18 protein-coding genes are annotated in these 20,719 nt (G+C 45.8%); 16 read left to right on the forward strand and 2 right to left on the reverse strand.

Annotation, left to right across the window (positions count from 1 at the left end; translation table 11 throughout):
- Positions 1–9 precede the first annotated feature (9 nt).
- The 8 genes from FS818_RS06145 (at position 10) to FS818_RS06180 (ending at position 9,405) form a co-directional block, all read left to right on the forward strand.
- Positions 10–1,557 (forward strand): DEAD/DEAH box helicase, encoded by a 1,548-nt coding sequence (locus tag FS818_RS06145; RefSeq protein WP_145330549.1) that lies wholly within the window; start codon positions 10–12, stop codon positions 1,555–1,557.
- 106 nt (positions 1,558–1,663) lie between these two features.
- Entirely contained in the window at positions 1,664–2,017 is a 354-nt protein-coding gene (locus tag FS818_RS06150) for an MmcQ/YjbR family DNA-binding protein (protein WP_145330551.1), read from the forward strand.
- A 68-nt stretch (positions 2,018–2,085) separates the two neighbouring features.
- Positions 2,086–2,991: an alpha/beta hydrolase gene (locus FS818_RS06155; protein WP_145330552.1), complete on the forward strand. Its 906-nt coding sequence runs from the start codon at positions 2,086–2,088 to the stop codon at positions 2,989–2,991.
- A 177-nt stretch (positions 2,992–3,168) separates the two neighbouring features.
- Positions 3,169–4,722 (forward strand): hypothetical protein, encoded by a 1,554-nt coding sequence (locus FS818_RS06160; protein WP_145330554.1) that lies wholly within the window; start codon positions 3,169–3,171, stop codon positions 4,720–4,722.
- A gap of 305 nt (positions 4,723–5,027) precedes the next feature.
- Positions 5,028–6,185, forward strand: a complete 1,158-nt coding sequence (locus tag FS818_RS06165; RefSeq protein WP_145330556.1) for a type III polyketide synthase — start codon at positions 5,028–5,030, stop codon at positions 6,183–6,185.
- Positions 6,172–6,900: an SAM-dependent methyltransferase gene (locus tag FS818_RS06170; RefSeq protein WP_145330558.1), complete on the forward strand. Its 729-nt coding sequence runs from the start codon at positions 6,172–6,174 to the stop codon at positions 6,898–6,900. The genes FS818_RS06165 and FS818_RS06170 overlap by 14 nt, the downstream gene beginning before the upstream one ends.
- Positions 6,897–8,036 carry an NAD(P)/FAD-dependent oxidoreductase gene (locus FS818_RS06175; RefSeq protein ID WP_145330560.1) on the forward strand — a complete coding sequence of 380 codons (1,140 nt, stop codon included), beginning with the start codon at positions 6,897–6,899 and terminating at the stop codon, positions 8,034–8,036. The genes FS818_RS06170 and FS818_RS06175 overlap by 4 nt, the downstream gene beginning before the upstream one ends.
- A 178-nt stretch (positions 8,037–8,214) precedes the next feature.
- Positions 8,215–9,405, forward strand: a complete 1,191-nt coding sequence (locus FS818_RS06180) for an aminotransferase-like domain-containing protein (protein WP_145330562.1) — start codon at positions 8,215–8,217, stop codon at positions 9,403–9,405.
- 145 nt (positions 9,406–9,550) lie between these two features.
- Here FS818_RS06180 and FS818_RS06185 read toward each other — a convergent pair whose 3' ends face one another.
- Entirely contained in the window at positions 9,551–9,976 is a 426-nt protein-coding gene (locus FS818_RS06185; RefSeq protein WP_145330564.1) for a MaoC family dehydratase, read from the reverse strand.
- A 197-nt stretch (positions 9,977–10,173) separates the two neighbouring features.
- On the opposite strand from FS818_RS06185, the gene FS818_RS06190 reads away from it, so the two are divergent.
- The 8 genes from FS818_RS06190 to FS818_RS06225 all read left to right on the forward strand — a co-directional run bounded on the left by FS818_RS06190 (position 10,174) and on the right by FS818_RS06225 (position 19,085).
- Positions 10,174–11,049: an AraC family transcriptional regulator gene (locus FS818_RS06190; protein WP_145330566.1), complete on the forward strand. Its 876-nt coding sequence runs from the start codon at positions 10,174–10,176 to the stop codon at positions 11,047–11,049.
- Between the two features lie 86 nt (positions 11,050–11,135).
- On the forward strand, positions 11,136–12,413 hold the full coding sequence (locus FS818_RS06195) for an ABC transporter substrate-binding protein (RefSeq protein ID WP_145330568.1): 1,278 nt from the start codon (positions 11,136–11,138) through the stop codon (positions 12,411–12,413).
- 232 nt (positions 12,414–12,645) lie between these two features.
- The gene (locus FS818_RS06200) at positions 12,646–13,536 is read left to right on the forward strand and encodes a carbohydrate ABC transporter permease (RefSeq protein WP_145330570.1); all 891 of its coding nucleotides are present in this window, start codon (positions 12,646–12,648) and stop codon (positions 13,534–13,536) included.
- Between the two features lie 15 nt (positions 13,537–13,551).
- Positions 13,552–14,433: a carbohydrate ABC transporter permease gene (locus FS818_RS06205; RefSeq protein WP_145330572.1), complete on the forward strand. Its 882-nt coding sequence runs from the start codon at positions 13,552–13,554 to the stop codon at positions 14,431–14,433.
- Between the two features lie 165 nt (positions 14,434–14,598).
- Positions 14,599–16,434: a spore germination protein gene (locus FS818_RS06210; protein ID WP_260989794.1), complete on the forward strand. Its 1,836-nt coding sequence runs from the start codon at positions 14,599–14,601 to the stop codon at positions 16,432–16,434.
- Between the two features lie 44 nt (positions 16,435–16,478).
- Positions 16,479–17,594, forward strand: coding sequence for a GerAB/ArcD/ProY family transporter (locus FS818_RS06215; protein WP_145330574.1), 1,116 nt, complete (start codon positions 16,479–16,481; stop codon positions 17,592–17,594).
- A gap of 4 nt (positions 17,595–17,598) precedes the next feature.
- Positions 17,599–18,789, forward strand: a complete 1,191-nt coding sequence (locus FS818_RS06220; RefSeq protein WP_186375420.1) for a Ger(x)C family spore germination protein — start codon at positions 17,599–17,601, stop codon at positions 18,787–18,789.
- A gap of 77 nt (positions 18,790–18,866) precedes the next feature.
- A complete protein-coding gene (locus FS818_RS06225; protein ID WP_145330578.1) occupies positions 18,867–19,085 on the forward strand; it encodes a hypothetical protein in 219 nt (72 codons plus the stop codon).
- A 213-nt stretch (positions 19,086–19,298) separates the two neighbouring features.
- Here FS818_RS06225 and FS818_RS06230 read toward each other — a convergent pair whose 3' ends face one another.
- Complete coding sequence (locus tag FS818_RS06230) at positions 19,299–20,579, reverse strand: stalk domain-containing protein (RefSeq protein ID WP_145330580.1); 1,281 nt, start codon at positions 20,577–20,579, stop codon at positions 19,299–19,301.
- Between the last annotated feature and the right edge of the window lie 140 nt (positions 20,580–20,719).

Below are 20,719 nucleotides of genomic sequence, written 5' to 3' on the forward strand. Positions count from 1 at the left end.
GGAGATAACATGACATTTCAGGAATTAAACATTATCCCTCCGATTTTGGAAGGATTGAAAAAAGCAAATTACAGTAAACCCACTCCGATTCAGGAGCAATCCATACCTGCCGTGCTTGCGGGCAGAGATTTACTTGGCTGTGCGCAGACGGGAACAGGTAAGACAGCGGCGTTTTCGGTGCCTATTATCCAGTTGTTGAGCCAAGGTAGCAAGCAGAAACAAGCGACTCCCGGTAAACAGTCAGATCCAAAAGCAAAATCCGTCCGTGCTATTCGCTCACTGATCTTGTCCCCGACAAGGGAGCTTGCCATTCAAATATCCGATAATATTAAAATGTACAGCAGATACACGGACATTCGCTCCGTGGCGATTGTAGGCGGCGTGTCTCAAAGAGTACAGGAGCGCGCACTGCATCAGGGAGCAGACATTATCATTGCTACACCTGGACGCTTGATGGATCTGGTGAATCAGAAGCAGATTGATCTTAGCAAAGTAGAGATTCTTGTCCTGGATGAAGCGGACCGAATGCTCGATATGGGTTTTATCCACGATGTGAAACGCATCATTGCCAAGATGCCGAACAAGAAACAGACTTTGTTCTTCTCGGCTACCATGCCGCCAGAGATTGTGAAGATGGTGCAAACACTGCTGGTGAACCCCGTGAAAGTGGAGATTACTCCGGTATCATCAACGGTAGATCGTATTCAACAGTCTATATATTTGCTGGAGAAGGGCAATAAGCAGAACATGTTAAATCATATTTTGCAAGATAAATCTATCGCTACTGCACTGGTGTTTACTCGTACAAAACGCGGTGCTGATCGGGTTACGCGAGATTTGGCCAAAAATAATGTAACGGCGCAGGCGATTCACGGCAACAAGTCACAGAACGAACGCCAACGGGCGCTGAACAATTTTAAAAGCGGTGTAACTCGTGTGCTGGTTGCAACCGATATTGCGGCGAGAGGTATCGATGTGGAGGAGTTGACTCATGTCATCAACTTCAATCTGCCGAACATTCCTGAGACGTATGTCCATCGTATTGGTCGGACAGGCCGAGCCGGGAAAAGCGGGATGGCGATCTCGTTCTGTGAGAAGGATGAGCTTCCTTTCCTGAAGGATATCGAGAAAGTCATTAAAAAATCGATTCCCGAAGTGAAGGACCATCCTTACCCGATGACCAATACGCCTGTGTTTGCCCCAATGAATCAAACGAATCAAGGTAAACGGACAAAACAAAGTTCCAGAACAGCTGACAGTAGATCAGGATTTAATCGCGCTACTGCGGATAAACCGGCGAAATCCAAGGCCAATCCGGCGCGTAAGCCTAGGTCCGAATGGTTTACCAAACGGGATAAAGCAACATCCGGCGGTAGAAGCGAAGAGCGTAGCTCGAATGGATCGCGTTCCGGACGTAGCGACAATCCTCAAGCCAAAGTTAAGGGTACACCGTCATCTGAGAGAGTGCGTAAAGCAGATCATAGCCAAACAGGTAGCCGTTCTACCTATCAGAGCCAGCAGCGCCGTAGCAAAACGCGCAACGATAAGGTTAATTAACATACAAGGAACGAAGCCTTCTCCGATTTATCGGAGGAGGTTTTCTTTGTGTAAGGCTTCGATTAAAATGGAAGATAAACGAGTTCAGTTTAGAGGAGGAAGTATTGTGACGGGTAGCATTATGGATTATTGTCTTGGCAAAAAAGGGGCTGTGAAGGAATTTCCATTCGGTCCTGAAACGGCAGTGATTAAGGTAGCAGACAAAATGTTTGCACTTCTGTTTGAAGGCAATGGAGAGAATAGCCGTTTGAATCTGAAATGTGATCCGATCATTGCGGAGAACCTGAGAGAGCAGCATAAAGCTGTTATTCCCGGCTACCATATGAATAAAAAGCATTGGAATTCCGTCATACTGGATGGTTCCTTATCGAACGAGGACATTTATGCCATGATTGATCACTCTTATGACTTGATTGTGCAGAAGCTTCCAAAGAGGATTCAGGAGACACTCAGCGAATAGATTTAATGAAGCAGATGCGATTGTAGCAGTTTTCGGTATACACAAAGATGATGAAGGAGTGGATGTGAATGGATCAACAGCAGCAGATTGCCATGGTTCAACAAATGCGTCAGCATAGCTCGGGAAATGATCAGAGTCTCCAACCAAGTCTTACATATGACGTTACTGTAAAAGAATACACGATTCCTACCTCCGCCGGAGAAACCCGGGTGTTGGTGTATGTGCCGAACCCAAAAAAGAAAAACGAAGAAGCCTTAACTTGGCCCGTGTTCTTTAACATGCATGGAGGCGGGTTTGTGCTGGGTCAGGCTGACGGGGACGACCCTTGGTGTCGTTTGATTGCAGATCGTGCAGCATGTCTCGTCGTGAACATTGATTATAAGTTAGCACCTGAGCACAAATTTCCCACGGCTGTCCATGAGTGCTATGACGTCGTGAAATGGATGCATTCCAATGCAGATCAGTTCTCCGCTAATGCAGCTATGTTTGCTATTGGTGGTCATAGTGCGGGAGGCAATCTGGCAGCATCGGTATGTTTGCTGAATAGGGAACGTGGGGATGAATTCCCGATTCTGCTCCAGATTATTGATTATGCTGTGCTGGATGTGGCTACAGAACCCGAGGAGAAACCTGACTTTCCGGAAGCTATCCCAGCCCATGTGGCTAGAACGTTTAATGCAATGTATTTATCAAAACCAGAGGATGCCTCGAACCCCTTAGCTTCTCCGGTGCTTGCCGAATCACTCTCTAATTTGCCTGAGGCTCTGATTATTACTGCGGAGAGAGATTCTCTAGCTGAAGAAGCTCGTGTATATGCCGCGAAGCTGGAAGCAGACGGTGTAAAGGTGACCCACAAAGAGTACGCAGGGGCAGTGCACGGTTTTACACATCATGGCGATATTGAAATGGCTGAAGATGCTTGGTACTTGATGAGTGACAAGTTGAGGGACGTTTTTAGCCGCGCAGAAGTTTGATATATAACGATGACGTTGAAGCCGCCTATGGGCGGCTTTTTGTGTGTGAGAAGAAGTTTCCTTCGTGTGACCATCAAAATTCAAAAGAAATGGATTTATAATCCTTGTGGGCTAATCTTTCTCAGATTTATAATAGTCCTGAAAGTCCATTCATTACATTTAAGATAGGAGATTAGGATGAGAAAACGTCATTTTACAGCATTATTTTTAATTATGTTATTTTTGTTAAGTTGTACTTTTCCGGGGAAAGTAGCTATGGCTAGTGAGGGAGGAGCTGGAGTAAAGCAAAAGATATATTTTCAATGGATGTACCATACTTACAAGCAAAACGAAACAAAACAGCCTTTTATTCGAAAGACGATTGTAGATTATTCCACAGGTCTGTTTCGTCAAGAAGATACGGTAATTGATTTTATAGACACATCAAAGGACTATTCTTTTACAGAAGCATATGGATCGAATACAAAGAACCCCTGGATCAGGTACAGTACATTAAACACGGCATCTAACCAGCAAATTTTGAAGTATGATAGTCGATCCAACAAGGTGTCTGTAATCGGAAATGTAAGTAAATCTACGGGTACAATGGATGAAATTTATCCCGATGCGAATATGTATGTTGTCGAAAAAGGACCACGTGAGTATCTCGTATATTCATTATCAACGAATAAGTTAATACATAGAACTAAAGAAAAACCTTCCGAACACACGAGTCTTTATGTGACAAATTTGTTATTTCATAATGACTTCGATCCAGAACCAACGAAAGGTTCGTTATATGTTACGCCAGGGAAATATTACGTTTCTGGTCGGGGTTATGTGGACAATCCCGGTGAATATTCTTACGAGATCAGACCAGATGGGAGCGAGCGCAGACTAGGCTCATATAGAAAAAAAGACACGTATGACTACGTCTACAAGAAAATGTTAACTTCATCTACAATGTATAAACAAACAAGCCAAAAAAGAATGTTCAAACATGAACTGATCATAAACGGTAAGGCGCATACACTTCTCGAGTCTAACACATCCAAAGCGAAATACACATTCGGTGTTGCGCAGTTTAGTCCTAACGGGAAATATGTTGTACTCTGGGTGAACTATACGGAGAATGGGCGTCGCGTTCCTGGAAAGGAAGAATACCGTATATTTGACACCTCATCCGCGAAACTAATCCAAACGATTCCCATTAATACGACAGGTGGATCTTCTGCGATTGACTTCGGACTGGGTTGGGTGGATAACAATAATACGGATCACATTATGCAATCGGGACTGCTGAATAAAGGTGCATTACGAGTCATTGGCACGAATCTGATGACACCTTCCAGAAGCGGAAATGTCATTAACGTTTCAAGTCAGAGCGAGTACTTGTTTACATTTGACCTGGCCAATTATTTAACGATTAATGATCCTGTGCCGGTTAAATACAACGGGGAATATATGCAATTCCAGGGTCAAGGAACATTCAGAGCGATGGATTCTACCATCTACACCCCTGTAGACGAATTGGTAAAATTAATTGATGGCACTGTAAATCGCAGTAAGGATCAGATCATCGTAAAATATCAAGACAAGTCCTTCACTCTAAATCCGGCTAAACAAATCAAGTGGAAGAATCGGATCTATTATCCTTTGAGAGAAATCCTGACCGGGGTATCGTTAAAATTGCTGGTCGAATCCAATTCGCAAGCTTCTGAAGATTGGAAAGAATTAAGAATCGTTGATTAATCGAATAACGCCTTTTAAGGATGAAATCCGCCTGTAAGTAGCGGAAGGATTTATCCTTAGGAGGTGTTTTTTTCTATGAATTGTTGAAGTTCGTCAAACGGCGCTTCTGAGTATGTCATCATCTTAATAAAATATATAATCCGGGCAGAGAACTCGTCGCCTGGAAACAGTGAGTCATGTTACGGCTTCAATACATCTTCGCAATAATTTTATATGGATCAATATCATTTTGGGGATTACAACTTTTTCATAAAGGGTAAGAGGTGTTAATTGCAGGTAATTATAGCCAAAATCAGGAGGTTCATATGAATCCAAATAACCCTTCGAGTGATATCGCCATTCTTGGCATGGGAACGGCGCTCCCCGTACACAAGGTAGCTCAGCCGGACATTGCAGAGCTTATCGCTTCTTCACTGGTTGATCGACCGGATTTGGCGAGGTTTGCCAAGCGTATTTTCAAATCCTGTGGTGTGGAGACACGGTATACCGTGGAACCGAGTTATCTTGGAACACTGAAAGAATGCCGTTATATCCCTTCTGGTACACAGCCGGATATTCCAACGACACGGGAACGCATGGATACATACCAGCGGGAGGCGCTCCCTCTGGCGATTAATGCCGCGGAAGAAGCAATGCAAGACGCGCAGATCTCTCCCGAAGCGATAACTCATATAATTACGGTGAGCTGCACTGGGCAGTATCTGCCAGGACTTGATGTGCAATTGATCCAACACTTTGGACTTTCTGCTCGAGTGAACCGATTACCACTCATTTTTCAGGGCTGCGCAGCAGGGTTAAAAGCAGTTCAGATGGCCCGTGACGTCGTTCAGGGTGCCCCAGGTTCACAAGTGCTGATCGTTTGCGTTGAATTATGTACCCTTCATTTCCAGCCGGTGCAAGATCGGGAGGCACTGTTTGCTGCGTCGTTCTTTGGAGATGCCGCTTCTGCATCCATTGTGGGTACGCCAGAGGCGAGGCATAGAGACTACCTGAGTCTGGGAACCGGCTATTCGGTGTTGCTACCCGATTCGACGGAAGACATGACGTGGAAAGTGGCCGATTACGGCTATGATTTGCTTCTGTCGCCACGCATCCCGAAGTTACTTGGCAACCATTTGCAAGAAGAACTGGGTCTCTTGCTGCAAAATGAACAGCTCCCCGAACTATGGGCAATACATCCGGGCGGACGAGGAATCGTAGATTCTGTTCAGGAAGTGATGAATTTGAAGCCGGAACAGACGAAGTACAGTCGGGATGTTTTGAGAGATTACGGCAACTTGTCTTCGAATACGATCTTGTTTGTGCTGCAAGCGATGCGCATGGATATGAAAAAGCAGGCACAATCGTCAACGGAAGGCGTAGCCATGGCTTTTGGTCCCGGACTTATCGCAGAATTAATAAAATTCACTTATGTTCCGGCGCTAACATCGGTCATGGAGGAGCAGGATCATGTCCTTCTTTAGAAGATTGAGCAGTCGTGCCAGGGAAGAAGAATTGATGGATGACTTTTCCATGGGTGGCGAAGAACTGCGTGAAGCGTTGCGACATTTACGGCGGTTGAACAAAATATTTGCTGCTCCTGGTCCCACCGTGTCCGGTGTGGAGAAGTTATGGAAATCCGTAGGTAAGCCGGATAAGCTAACCCTTCTGGACGTTGGTGCAGGTTCAGGAGATGTGAATCTGAAGCTATTGCATTGGGCGAAAAAACAAGGGATAGATATGCAAATTACGCTAGTGGATCTGACCGAAGAGGCTTGTGAAGAAGCAAGACAGTTGTTTCAGAGCGAGCCTCGTGTTCGAGTACAGCGTGCCGATCTAACAGCGTTGCCTGATGATTCAGCCGATATTGTGACAGGCTCACAGTTTATTCACCATTTTGAAGGAGAACAACTTGTCGATATGATTCGTCATATGCTTCGTGCATCGAGATATGGTGTGGTTATCAACGATATTCACCGTCATCCGGTGTCTTATAAAGCGGTATGGATTACAACAAGACTTATCTCGCGTAACCGTTATATTCGTCATGACGGACCGTTGTCGGTAGCCAAGGGATTTACAGATCAGGATTGGCAGGAACTCAAACATCGATTGAAACATGAGACAATGACCTATGAGTGGAAACCGTTATTCCGATATTCTGTGGTGATTCCGCGAAAGGGAGGCCTCGTAACATGATGAAATCAACCGATGTAATCATTGTTGGAGCTGGCATTGCGGGCAGTAGCTGTGCGATCGAACTGGCCAGGCAAGGTCATCGAACGTTGTTGCTCGATCGGCAACAGTTTCCCAGACATAAAACATGTGGGGAGTTCATGTCACCTGAAACGAGGGAGATGCTGGAGCGTCTTGGCATTCATCTGTTGAATCAGGAGAAGAGCCCCAGCAGTATGGATCATGCCCGGATTACGATGCCGGATGGTGGTGAGATTGAAGCACCTTTGCCTGGATTCGCCTATGGAATAAGCCGATATGAGCTGGATCAGCTACTGCATCAGCAGGCTTATAACGCCGGGGCCGAAATTTTAACGAAAGTGAATATTACTTCGATCCGGCAACTTGAGAATCAGAGTTATGAAGTCGAGGTGAAGCAGGGCGATGAACGGAGATGTTATCAAGCCAAGGCGGTTATCGGGGCATACGGGAGCAAAAAGTTGAGAGGAACAAGTAGCGAAGAAGGAGTTCGGGACGAGACGATATATGTCGGTGTCAAATCTCATTACAAAGGTATTAACATACCGGCGAGGGTAGAATTATATTTTTGTGATGGTGGTTATGTGGGCATATCTCCGATTGAAAACGACACGGTTAATGTTGCCGCATTGTTAACACTTGATTCTGTACAGGGGAGCGGCAAGTCCGTAACAGAGATTTTGCAGGCAGCCGCGATGACGAATTCAAATCTGGCGGCTCGTTTAGCAGAAGGGGAGGCCATTCAGGGAACCCAAGTGTCCGTTGCGCCTTTGCAACTGTCTAATGTCCCGGAATCGTGGTCCGATTATCCGCATATTGGGGATACGATGATGGTCATTCCACCTCTGTGCGGAGACGGGATGTCCATTGCCCTTCGTTCCTCGATCGTATGCGCGCGGTGGACAGATGCATACCTTAAGGAAGAAATCGACTATACCACATGGCAAAGCGAGTATATACTTGAAGCGAATCGGGAGTTCGCCCCATTGCTTCGAAGAGCCAGAATGATTCAGAATCTTGCCTTTGCCAAAACCAACCGCTTTTATCCTGCTCTAGCTCGAATGTTTCCTGGGCTTGCGACCTACGTAGTAAAAGCGACGAGACTGTCTGAGATGAAATAAGCTGCCGAGAGCAGCTTTTTGTCGTTACTAGAGGTATTCGGAACAAGGATTCACAACATTTTGTATGAAAAAGCAGCAGGACTCTTTGGCAAATTGAAAAATGCTCGTATAATAGAGTCTAATGTATCATTAGAGCTAGAACTCAGATCGATTAGATGCCGAGAGGATGTTAGTAAAGATGAATTATACCTTTTCCAACCGGATTGCATCACTGCAACCGTCCATTATTCGTGAGATTTTGAAAGCTTCTTCAGGTCAAAATGTAATCCCATTCTCAGCGGGCAACCCTGCGCCAGAAACGTTCCCGATTGAAGCGATTCGTACCTTCACCCAGTCGATTCTGGAACAAGATCCGGTTACAGCGTTGCAATATGGCATCACGGAAGGATATGTACCGCTTCGTGAAGCACTCCAGCAACACTTGGAACAGAATTTCAATACAGGTAAGCCGTCCGACCAACTCTTTATCGTGTCAGGGGCACAACAGGGGATTGAGCTTGCGTGTAAAGTGCTGTGTAATGAAGGGGATACCATTATCTGCGAAAGTCCCAGCTTTATCGGTTCTCTGAATTCCTTCCGTGCTTCCGGTGCGAAGCTGGCAGGGGTTCCGATGGAGACGGACGGTATGGACATCGATAAACTTGAGCATGCGCTCCAAACCGAGCCGAATGTAAAAATGATCTATGTTATTCCTAGTTTCCAAAATCCTACAGGCGTAACCACCAGTCTGGAGAAGCGCCAAGCGATCTATGCACTGGCTAAGAAATATGGTGTTATGATTCTGGAGGATAATCCATACGGAGAGCTTCGATTTAATGGTGAGGACGTGCCAACGATTAAGTCTATGGACGAAGAGGGCTTGGTCATCTATGTCGGATCGTTCTCCAAAATTTTGTCGGCCGGACTGCGAGTTGGCTTTGTACAGGCTCCGCATGAAGTCGTGGAGAAGATGGTTGTAGCCAAGCAGGGGGAAGACGTACATACAGCGATGCTTCCGCAGATTCTGGCTCATCGTTTTATGACGCAGTATGATTACGCCGGGCACATCAATCACATTCGTGAAGTCTACCTCCGAAAGGCTACACTGATGATGGACAAACTACAAGAGCATCTAGGCGATGCTGTGACCTATACTCGTCCAGATGGCGGACTGTTCTTATGGTGTGATCTGCCTGCTCATGTACCGATGGTGGATTATGCCAAAACGGCGGCTGCGCAAGGTGTAGCCGTAGTACCAGGTAACGCCTTCCTCGTAAATGAGCAAGACCCGTGCAATGCGATTCGATTGAATTTCTCAACACCATCTGATGAACAAATTGCCAAAGGTGTGGAGATTCTTGGACAAGTGTTAAGGAACTCGTTTTCCTAAAACCATTGATAAATAACGGAAGCCGCCCCCCCCAGGGCGGCTTTTTGCATGACTCTTATTTACTATTTTTGTAGTTAACCAACGAGAGACTATGTCGATCATTTTTTTCTCAGTTATTATGACATAACATAACCAGCTTAGCCTTTTAATTGTCCACCAACGCGCTCAATTCCGCCCGAAATACATTCTGGCCCTTTTGGTTATATGTACTTAGCAATACCGTCACCGTGCCATTCCCGGTTCGTCTCGGACGAAGCTCGGTGACTTCAGCGATAACGTGAAGTTCATCCCCTGGATAGACAGGTTTCAGAAATTGAATATGGTTCATGCCCGTGCCAGCGATAATATGCTCACCATACACGCCAACATCGATCCATAGTCGGAACGTGACATTCAGAGTCTGCATGCCCGATGCAATCAGACCTCCGAAGCGTCCTTTTTTCGCTTTGTCCTCATCCAGATGCATGTATTGCGGATCGTAAAGTTCGGCAAAATGTAGGATGTCCTCCTTCGTTAAAAGAACCGACCCGGTTTCGTAACGCTGTCCTATTTTAAAATCGCTGAATTTCATGTCTGACCACTCCGATTTCATTGGATTTCCTTAGCTTATACTAACATGCTTATGTTCAATCTCCCTAACCATTGAGATCAGAAAATTTGGATGTTTGGTCCCATTTTAGATAGAATATGAGAAACGGGGAAGTACATTCAGGCATAAGTATAGAAACATGAGGCAGATGTGTATGGAAAAAAGAGGAGGCAAATGACATGGGCGTACCTACTTTTCTCGAAACAGGTCACATGGCCGACGGGTTTCCCATTCGGTTAATTTATACAGGTGCAGAATTCAATTATGCGGCACATTGGCATGATGAAGTGGAACTTGTTATCGTGACTGGAAAACATGCACGGATCGGTGTAAATGAGCAAATGTATGAATTAAACCAAGGGGACATCATTCTGATCAAACCGGGGGATGTGCATTATTTTATGCCTGGCACCGGACGGCTAACTATTCTGTTGTTTCGGCTTGAATTGTTAACCGGAAGCTTTACGAATGAAACGGAAATGCAGGAACTCGGGACACTTTTTAATCAAACGTCCATCATTCCGTCGGGCAGTCAGTCTAACCCCAGTCCTTATATTGAAGCAATTGCCGCAGAGATAAAAAACCAGAAACCTGGCTACCGTTGGCTTATGGTTTCTCGGTTATATGATCTGATCGTACTGCTGCTGCGTACCGCGCCCCCGGCTCCATCAAGGGATACGTCGCCATGCTGGCCTTGCGTATCTTCCAAAAAGTTCGAGTTTCTCGAATCCGTATGCGAGTATTTGGAAGAGCACTATGCCGAGCCGATTAAGCTGGAGCAGGTGGCAGAACATATGAAGTTCAGTAAGTTCCATATCTGCAAACTATTCAAAGAAATCAAGGGCATCACGTTAATGGAATATTTGAATCATTTTCGCATTATCAAGTCGGAGTGGGCGCTTTTGTTTCGTCAGGAATCCATTTTGGAGATTGCGATCAGTCACGGATTCAACAATGTGAACTCCTATAATCGTCTTTTTAAGAAATACAATAACTGCACGCCGTCCGAATTTCGCAAACGTCACCGATCCAATATCGCAAAATATCAAGGATGATTGACAATATTTGTGGAGAAAGCCACCGCTCAAATTCTTATACTCAAATAAATTGTAAGCGTTTCCTTTTCAGGGAGGGTACTTTTATGAAGAGATGGTTTAAGCGGTTTGTTGTACCAGTCACGGTGCTTGCAACTTCAGTCCTATTGCTTGCGGGTTGCCAGACAGGTGCATCCAATCAAGCGAAGCAGCAAGAGATCACGGTCTGGAGTTTCACGGATGAGGCAGGCTATGCCATTGAGAAATTCGAAGAGAAGTATCCGGATATCAAAGTGAATTTCGTTAATATACCGGGCAACTTTTATCTGACCAAACTCAAATCAGCACTTCAGACCAGTTCCAAAGCACCCGACGTGTTTATGATTGAAAATGCAAATATCCGGGAACTCATTGATGTTCCGTATTTGGAAAATTTATCAGCTGCACCATACAACGCAAACGAGTTAATTAAAGAACAGTACCCTTTTGTACAGGCTAATGAGCAGGATAGTGAGGGTAATGTCCGCGCCATCGGTTATCAAGGTACACCTGGAGGCATCTATTATCGCCGTGATCTGGCGAAGGAATATTTGGGCACTGACGATCCAGAGAAAGTCAGCGCCCAGATTGATACATGGGAGAAGATTTTTGCTATCGGAGAAAAAGTACAGGAACAAAGTAGTAACAAGGTACATGCACTGGCGAACTGGAACGGAATAGCCAACTCGTACGGTGGCATTCCTTGGGTGAAAGATGGGAAGCTCGTCATTGATCCTACGTATATGAAGGTGCTTGATCTGGTGCGTGAGGCAAGGGAGCGCCGTGTCCTGGCTGAATACGAGGATGGAAGTGCAGGGTATGCGGCGTCCATGCAAAAAGGTGAAGTGATGTTCTATCCTGCGGCGACTTGGGGATTGCAGTTTACATTCAAAGCGAACGCACCCGATACCGAAGGGTTATGGGGTTTGGCACACGGGCCTTCGTCCTTCAGTTCAGGAGGAACCTACATTGCGATGTATAACCAAAGTGATCAGAAGGATGCGGCCTGGAAATTCATCGAATTTTACAATTTTAATCATGAATTTCTGACAGGGCTTGCCAAGGAGCAGGATTACTTTACAAGCAACATGGTCGTGAATGACCAGCTGGCGGACTCACTTACCTCGGCCTATCTGGGTGGACAGAAACATTTTGAATTTTTCTCGGAGGCCGCCAAGCAGGTTCCGGTGTATGAACGCACCAAATATGACGGCATTATCAGCAATGATATCTATCGAAACTTGTTGCAGTTGTATCTGAACGGCGATATTCAGACGAAGGAAGAAGTGGTGAAACGCATCAAACGTGACGTGCGCTTAAGGTTCCCAGAGCTAGAGGTAGAGTAAGTTTACTACTCCAGAACCTACGAAGTTAACTAAGCGTTTACACAAACAACGGAGAGGACAGAAGAAAGCTGGAAAAGCGAAGCGGTCGCCTTTATCACCGGATTTTCCCTTTTAAAATAAGGGAATCAAAAAAATCCGGGGATAACAGCGATTGAAAGAATCTTCTGTCATCGGAGTGCTTGTGTAACCATCGTAGTTTGCTTTAGGTCAATTAATGATTGGAGGACAGCGTATGTTTGCCAAGACAATTCGTAAAGACCATTACGGGTACTACTTTATTGCTCCTTTTTTTATCGTGTTTGCCATCTTTGGACTGTATCCGATTCTGTACTCTTTATATATCAGTTTCACGAATTTCGACGGGATCACCACGCCTGAGTTCGTCGGGATCGGTAACTATGTCGCCGTGCTTCAAGACCCTCTTTTCTACAAAACATTGTTTAATACCCTCTTCATATGGGGTGTGTCGGTTGTACCGCAATTGACAGTCTCCCTTGTACTTGCTTTTATTTTGAACGACAAGTTGTTAAAAGGACGGGATATTTTCCGGGCGGTATACTTCTTCCCTAACATCGTTACGGCTGCTTCTCTCGGTTTGCTTGTCAGTCTGATCTTTGATTGGCAGTCGGGGGGACTGAATCATTTTCTCGTGCAGACAGGGTTAATTCAGGACCCGATCAATTGGAAAGATGACCCCTGGTTTATGCGGCTGATCGTGTCATCCATTCTGTTCTTCCAGTACTTTGGTTATTCAATGGTCATCTATCTGGCCGGATTACAAGGAATAGACCCGGCGCTGCAAGAAGCTGCACAAATCGATGGTGCCAAGAAAAAACATATTTTCCTGCACATCATCGTGCCGATGCTCAAACCCATTATATTATTTCAGATTATTACCTCAATCATTGGGGGCATTCAGATTTTTGACCAGCCGTTTACGTTGACCAATGGTACGGGAGGGCCGGACCGTGCGGCGATGACCAGCATCATGTATCTATATAATGTAGCGTTCCAGAGTACACGTTTTGGTTATGGAGCTGCCATTGCATTTTGTCTGTTCGTCATTATTATTTTGTTATCGGTTGCATCCTTCATCATGACCAAACGGAAGAGCCGTTCATAGGGAGGGAGAGATTGTATGCAAACTGCTAAGGTTGCCGCGCAGCGGGAGGCCGTAGTTCAACATCATGCGCTTCGTCAGCGGCTGACATTGGGCAAAATCCTCGTTTATCTGTTTCTGATCGCCCTCGCTGTCTTGTGTGTGATTCCGTTTTACCTGATGCTGATCTATTCCACACATAACAATGCGTCGATTGCTTCAAGCTTTACGTTTCTTCCAGGTGCCTTTCTGATAGACAATTATGTGAATATGGCTTCAAAAATTAACATTTGGCGTGGCTTCGCCAACAGTTTCTTTATCGCTGGCAGTTCTACAGTGTTATCACTGTATATCGGTGCTTTAACGGCCTATGGATTTGCCAAGTTTAACTTCAAAGGGCGCACCGGATTGTTTCTGTTTCTGCTCGCCACGATGATGGTTCCGGGTCAACTGGCGCTAATCGGGGTATACCGGTTGTTCAGTACACTTGGCCTGCTGGACAGTTATGCGGCGATTATTTTACCTGCGGCGGCGAATGCCTTTAACGTATTTTTTATCAAACAGTTTATGGAGAGCAGCATTCCGGATGAGATCATTGAATCATCCCGGGTGGACGGTGCGAATGAGTTCAGGACGTTTAATCAGATTGTACTGCCCATCCTTGGGCCAGCGATTTCGGCTCTGGGGATTTTCACCTTCATCGGGTCATGGAATAATTTCCTGACACCACTCGTACTCTTTTTCTCCCTGGATAAGTATCCGCTACCCGTGTTGGTCGCTCTGGTTCAGGGCTACTACGGTATGGATTACGGATTGTTGTATCTGGGCGTAGCGATTTCTATATTGCCGATTATTGTTGTGTTCGCCGTATTTTCGAAACAGATCATTGGAAGTGTGGCATTGGGTGCAGTTAAGGGATAGCTAGAACACACAATCTGTCCAGTGATAGTTAAATGTTAGTTTAAAAAAGAGTCGCTCACGGAGCGGCTCTTTTCGTCGTTCACACTGCATATTTCTGGTGAAGGAAGCAAATGATATCTTTTACTGAGAATACTTGGACGAATCGGTGGAAAGGGGGTGGAGCCCATGAGTCAAAACAGTCAAAATACAAATACCAACTCAGGAACAAACTCAAATACGAATACGAACTCAAGTACAAGTAGCAACTCAGACACAAATAAGAATACAGATACCAACACAAACTCAAGCACCACGGAACAACAGGATTCGAAGCAAGATACAGAGCAGTCAACCGAGCAAAATAGTAAACAGGATACAAAAGAAGAACAGAAAGAACAAGAACAAGATCAGCAAGAAAACGAAAACCAAAACCAGAACGAAAACAGTGAAAAATCAAGACAGAATACGGATCAAAACGCGAAGAAAAATACGGATCAAAATTCAAACAAAAAAGAGAAGAAGAAAGAGAACCAAGAGAACCAAGAGAACCAAGAGAACCAAGAGAACCAAGAGAACCAAGGCAAGAAACAATCGGATCAAGAAGGACAATCGGATCAAGAAAAACAAGAAACGCAGCAGGACTTGCCCTTAACGGGGGATCTGGCTATCGATGAAGAGACATTACGCGCCGTATTTACGGACTGCTCCGATGTGATATTTCATTCATTCGAGACCGCGGGCTTCACCTCGGCACTATGTGTATATTGCGTGGGTTTATGTGATACGGAGCGGCTTGAGCGCCAGGTTTTAACGCCCGTTCAGGAGATTGGCATGGAGGCTGCTCAGGTTCCTCTATCTTCCGTAAAGACCGTGGAAACGTCGAAAGAGGCCGCAGAAGCGATATTGGAAGGTGAAGCACTGCTATTGCTGGAAGGCTCCAATGTGGCAACAACGTATCCGCTGTATAAAGCCGCGAATCGTTCAACAGAAGAGCCTCTAGCTGAATCAACGGTTCGTGGTGCAAGGGACGGCTTCACCGAGTCGCTGGCAATGAATCTTTCTTTGGTTCGCAAACGGCTCAAAACACCTGCACTCAAATTCCGAACACGAACCGTTGGAGAAAGCTCCAATACCAGCATTGCACTTGCGTACGTGGAAGGCATTATTGATGCTTCTTTAGTGACAGAAGTAGAGCAGCGACTGGATCGGTTAAGAGTTCGAGACATTTTGGAAAGTCAGTATATTGAGGAAGATATCATCGATCAGCGATTCTCTCCATTTCCTCAAATGATTGCTACCGAACGTCCGGACGTTGTGGCCTCCAACCTGATGGAAGGGCGCTTTGCGATCCTGGTGGACGGAACACCGTTCACGCTGGTGGCTCCTGTAACGCTATTTTCCATGCTGCAGTCACCTGAAGATTACTATCAATATGTGTTTATGAGCGTATTTCTCCGCTGGCTGCGATACGTATTTTATGTTCTGTCCTTGTTACTCCCCTCGGCTTATGTCGCAATCACGACGTATCACCAAGAGATGATTCCTACAGTACTGTTGCTCAGTATTGCCAGAGCCAGAGAGGAGATTCCTTTTCCCGCACTTGTAGAGGCACTGATTATGGAAATTGCCTTTGAAGCGCTCCGGGAAGCCGGTGTTCGCCTGCCGAAACAGGTAGGTTCCGCGGTCAGTATCGTTGGCGCGCTCATCATTGGACAAGCTGCAACCACGGCGGGTATCGTCTCTGCTCCCATGATTATCATCGTTGCGATCACAGGCATTGCATCCTTTATGATTCCTCGTTACTCCGCCAGCATCTCGACACGGCTACTTCGTTTCCCCATTATGATATTGGCTGGAACGCTGGGGCTAATCGGGGTCATGCTGGGCATCATTTTGATCGTCATTCATCTGAGCAGTCTTCGCTCATTTGGGGCGCCGTATCTATCTCCGGTGGCACCGACGAATGCCAAAGGGTTGAAGGATTTGTGGTGGCGTCCAGCACCTTGGAACAAGCCGCGATAGGCATCAAATTGCATTCATGATTTAGGAGAGGGGAGGGAGGATTCATGTTAACGGACCAAGGAAAAATATCGGAGACACAGCTGGCGTTCATGATCTTCCCGGCTGTGATTGCCACTGCGATCTTGTCTGTACCTGGAATTACAATGCATTATGCCGGACATGATATGTGGTTATCTCCCATTATTGGATCGGTTGTAGGACTTGCCGCCATTGGTGTATCACTTGGACTAGCACGAATGTACCCCGGAAAATCTCTCATTCAATCCAGTGTACTCGTAGCCGGTCTCATTCCAGGCAAGCTGGTGGGACTTATTTATATTTTGTTCATGCCTCATTTAACCGGGTTGATTATACGGGAATATGGGGAGTTCATTGCCAACAATGCGCTTCCACGCACTCCGATGTTTGTAATCATGGGCACGATGATGCTCGTGTGTGCGATCAATGTCAGACTTGGCATTGAAGTGGTTGGCAGGACAGCACAGGTATTTGTGACACTGGTCATGATTATGCTTGGACTTGTCTTTTTACTGCTCATCGGGGAATTGCATCCTTCAGAGTTGTTTCCTTTTATGGAAAATGGGCCAATGCCTGCTGTCAAAGGAGCGCTCGCTCCTGCCGCCTGGTTCAGTGAATATATTGTGATTGCCTTTCTCCTGCCGTATGTGAATCGTCAAAAAAGAACCACTCGTGTGATGCTTGGCTCTTTATTTACAACAATGGTAGTGATGACCGTCATTAATGTCGTTTGTCTCTTTTTAACTGGAGATTTGACAGATACGTTTGTTTTCCCGGTGATGATCGCCGCCAGGTACATTACGATAGCGGACTTTTTACAACATATTGAATCGATTATTATTGCCGTGTGGATCTTTGGCATGTTTGTGAAGGTTTCCGTGTTTCTGTATATATCTGTGACGTCGACAGCGGAATGGTTTGGTCTGAAGGATTACAAACCGCTAGTAAGCCCGCTTTCCTTTCTCTGTATGATTTTTTCGTTTTGGGTAGCTTCGAGCAGTTCCGGGTTATCCAGTTTGGTGAGTCCTTCAGCCAATTTATATACCATCGCCGTGTTGCTGATTCTTCCAGGGTTGACTTACGGGATAGCTTGGGTGAAAAAGGGGTGGGCTTATGTGCGAAAAAAACGTACGGATGCCTGATCCCATGAAAAAAAGAAGGATTTCAGCATGCAGGACTTGGCTTATGATCTGGTTATGCTGCACATTACTTACGGGATGCTGGGATCGGATCGAGATTAATGATCTTGCCATTGTACTGGCAACCGGAGTGGACTACAAAAATGATCAGATCGAATTAACATCACAGATTTTTATTCCCCGCAAAGCCGGAGGAGGGGACAGCACGGGTAGTGGAGGCAGCCCAAGCGGAGTGACCCTTACTCGATCTGCCGAAGGTCATACCATTGCAGAGGCGCTGAATCGTTTGCAGCGGAAAATGCCGAGAAATATGTTTTGGGGACACTGCGAAGTGATCTTAATTAGTGAAGACGCCGGAAAAAAAGGCATACGTGAATATATCGATTTTTTCCTTCGATATCCCCAGATCAGGGAACACGCTTACGTATTTTCGACACCTGAACCTGCCAAAAACATTCTTGCCTTGCTCGACCCATTGGAACGAAGCTCTGCCGAATCCTTGCGCGAGATGGCCAATATGAAACTGGGTACACGGATCACCGTTTTGGAGCTCGCTCAATCCATTGAAGGCCCTAGTCAATCTGTCATTTTGTCCCGTATGTTGTCACTTCCACCAGAAGAGGGGCAGGATAAATTAACAACGACGCCATATATCAAAGGACTGAGTCTCTATAAGGGCGATACGTTTATTCGCAGTGCACAGGAGCCGTTAACCGTCGGCATTTTAATGCTTGCCAATGAATTAAACAACATTATCATGCCTGTAAATGTAGAGCCGGAGAGTGGTTCTTTTTCGATCCAGCCGCTCGAAGTGAAGACCATTTTGAAGCCGAAAATTTCGGCTGGGCAGTGGAGCATGCAGGTAGATGTACAGACACGGGGAGAGGTGTTGTTAAATACAACAGACGGGAATCTCACAGATCCTGCTGTACTGAAAAAGCTGGAGGAAACCTGGGCATCTCAGCTGAAAGAAATGGCTAAATCAGCCCTTCGGTTATCCCAGCGAGAGATGCGAACGGATCTGTTTAAGTTCGCGGTGGAGTTTCGCAGATACTATCCGAAACAGTGGAAGGAGCAGGAGAAGAGATGGGAGCAGATCTACTCCGACATGGATGTAGATCTCCAGATCCACGCGAAGGTTGTACGTACAGGCAAATCCGCCGGGCCTCAAGGAATACCGGATGAGCAGGGGAGATAACCGTTTTAGCCGTAGCTGTAACCGTAACGATATCGCTCATGCAGAGATAAGATATGACAGACAGAAGGTGAGAAGTCATGAAAATTGCATCTATGCTAGGTATCCTGTTGTTAGCCGGAACGATCATCTATGTGGAATGGAAGCGAAGCGAAGAAAAAAAAGTCCGGATGATCACAGCAGGCGTCAGCGCTGTAAGTGCGGTTATTGGCATGATCCTGTTATTTGATCCCCAGTTGCCGGGACCAGGCTTAATCATTAAGCTGCTCTTTGGCGGTATAGATAAGGTCATGAAATAAGAAGAGGAATATTGTATCGTAAACATACGTTAAAAAAGCATGGGGCTAACCAGAGAACTATGTACAAGAGCATCCGTAAAAATAAAAAGTACACCAAAAAAAGCACGTTCCTTGCAGAGTCTAACAAGCAACGTGCTTTTTCTTGATCCTTATAAATCACATCACTAACTTGATGATAGATATGAGAATGATAGATTTGAGAAGACAACCTTGTTATTCCTTGATTACCGATGCTTGCACAGCAGATTGCATATCAGCACTGTACGTACGGAATAGGCCAAGCCTCCAGAAGGCTACACCTTTCAGATCGTAACGCTTCGCAAGCCCCAGTTTGTCCCCGACAGATGCAGGTGTCTCGCTATTAATGTTAATACCAAGCAATAGCTTTTCCTTAGGGGCACCTGCCTTGAGTGCGAGCACAATCGCCTGATTGACCAGACTGTTCGGCTCCGCAACTTGGGCTTTGGTTCCCGTCGGATTGTATTGGTAGGCCATAATGATAAGGTCATCCGCAAGCGTAGCCAGTGTTTTGTAATCATACCCTTTGTATGCGCTATTGAGCGGAGGAACTGCGAGAGAGAGGGCAATCTTTTGAGGCAGCGATTCTCTCAGCTGTTTCACATACTGATTCAGCAATTGCTGTTGCTCTTTAGTGTCCAGCTTGAAGCCGAGTCCCTCAAAATCAAGCACAACTCCGCCAAAGCCATACTCCTCAATGGCTGCTTGAATGCCTTCAATGGATTTTTGCCTTAAAGTGCTGTCACTCAGTACTTTAGTTAGCTCGCCATTTCCGTCCAGGGCGTAAACCATCAGACTTGGCTGGATTTGTTGACTGGCCGCATCAGCCACGATAGATTTGGGGGTTACCTCTCCGGCGGCAGCTGGAACCTGATATTCTTTTCCTTCCAGCGTAAACTCGCCATCCCGGTCAATCCGGCTCCAGCCGAAAGCAACCGAATTCATAGAAGGTAACAGATCGATTTCGTGGTACGCTCTTACGGCATAGAACGCCCGGAGATGCATTTCACGTTGCGGTGAAATCATCGAAACCGTTCGTGTCGTCTGGTCCCAGCCTGTACGGACATCGAATTGGCTGCTGAATGAACTCAGCGGAATAAGTACGCGTCCTTCCCGCTGCACAGGTGCGGCAGGGAGATTCACTTTCTCTCCATTTACAGTAGCTGTCTTGCTTCCGACCTGAAGAACAACTTTCGTTGTTTTTCCTTTGGATGTGTTCACCGCGGTTATGGTCTGTGTTTTGTTGTTCCAGCTAATATCGATGCCGAGTGCTTCTCCGACCGTACGGAATGGAACATAAGTAACCCCTTTATCAATCCGGGGTGCTGCATCGAAGGTTAAGGGTACATGGTCCAATTGAACAGAGATCGCAGGGGATGCTTGAAGTTTATGGGATTGAGTTGCAGGTATACTGCCCATCATGGATATTACCATGACGGCTGCCACAGCGATTTTTCCAGTACGTTGTATGAACATAATTAGATGTACCTCCAAGCGTTGTGGTTTTGCGTAAATCTATCAAACGAATGAAATTCAGCAAATCTATCATAACAAAATTTTCATATTGTTCCAATACGAGAAAACATAGAATCTGCATAACACAAGCTTCATTGAAA

Source organism: Paenibacillus xylanexedens, from assembly GCF_007680605.1.
In the GTDB taxonomy this organism is placed as follows: Bacteria; Bacillota; Bacilli; order Paenibacillales; family Paenibacillaceae; genus Paenibacillus; species Paenibacillus xylanexedens_B.

What these genes read in the sequence shown, in the direction of transcription:
- FS818_RS06160 (WP_145330554.1), top strand. Translation starts at nt 3,169, where the DNA reads ATGAGAAAACGTCATTTTACAGCATTATTTTTAATTATGTTATTTTTG.
- FS818_RS06215 (WP_145330574.1), top strand. Translation starts at nt 16,479, where the DNA reads ATGTTAACGGACCAAGGAAAAATATCGGAGACACAGCTGGCGTTCATG.
- FS818_RS06225 (WP_145330578.1), top strand. Translation starts at nt 18,867, where the DNA reads ATGAAAATTGCATCTATGCTAGGTATCCTGTTGTTAGCCGGAACGATC.
- FS818_RS06230 (WP_145330580.1), bottom strand. Translation starts at nt 20,579, where the DNA reads ATGTTCATACAACGTACTGGAAAAATCGCTGTGGCAGCCGTCATGGTA.
- FS818_RS06185 (WP_145330564.1), bottom strand. Translation starts at nt 9,976, where the DNA reads ATGAAATTCAGCGATTTTAAAATAGGACAGCGTTACGAAACCGGGTCG.
- FS818_RS06195 (WP_145330568.1), top strand. Translation starts at nt 11,136, where the DNA reads ATGAAGAGATGGTTTAAGCGGTTTGTTGTACCAGTCACGGTGCTTGCA.
- FS818_RS06170 (WP_145330558.1), top strand. Translation starts at nt 6,172, where the DNA reads ATGTCCTTCTTTAGAAGATTGAGCAGTCGTGCCAGGGAAGAAGAATTG.
- FS818_RS06155 (WP_145330552.1), top strand. Translation starts at nt 2,086, where the DNA reads ATGGATCAACAGCAGCAGATTGCCATGGTTCAACAAATGCGTCAGCAT.
- FS818_RS06220 (WP_186375420.1), top strand. Translation starts at nt 17,599, where the DNA reads ATGAAAAAAAGAAGGATTTCAGCATGCAGGACTTGGCTTATGATCTGG.
- FS818_RS06210 (WP_260989794.1), top strand. Translation starts at nt 14,599, where the DNA reads ATGAGTCAAAACAGTCAAAATACAAATACCAACTCAGGAACAAACTCA.
- FS818_RS06205 (WP_145330572.1), top strand. Translation starts at nt 13,552, where the DNA reads ATGCAAACTGCTAAGGTTGCCGCGCAGCGGGAGGCCGTAGTTCAACAT.
- FS818_RS06175 (WP_145330560.1), top strand. Translation starts at nt 6,897, where the DNA reads ATGATGAAATCAACCGATGTAATCATTGTTGGAGCTGGCATTGCGGGC.
- FS818_RS06190 (WP_145330566.1), top strand. Translation starts at nt 10,174, where the DNA reads ATGGGCGTACCTACTTTTCTCGAAACAGGTCACATGGCCGACGGGTTT.
- FS818_RS06165 (WP_145330556.1), top strand. Translation starts at nt 5,028, where the DNA reads ATGAATCCAAATAACCCTTCGAGTGATATCGCCATTCTTGGCATGGGA.
- FS818_RS06145 (WP_145330549.1), top strand. Translation starts at nt 10, where the DNA reads ATGACATTTCAGGAATTAAACATTATCCCTCCGATTTTGGAAGGATTG.
- FS818_RS06200 (WP_145330570.1), top strand. Translation starts at nt 12,646, where the DNA reads ATGTTTGCCAAGACAATTCGTAAAGACCATTACGGGTACTACTTTATT.
- FS818_RS06180 (WP_145330562.1), top strand. Translation starts at nt 8,215, where the DNA reads ATGAATTATACCTTTTCCAACCGGATTGCATCACTGCAACCGTCCATT.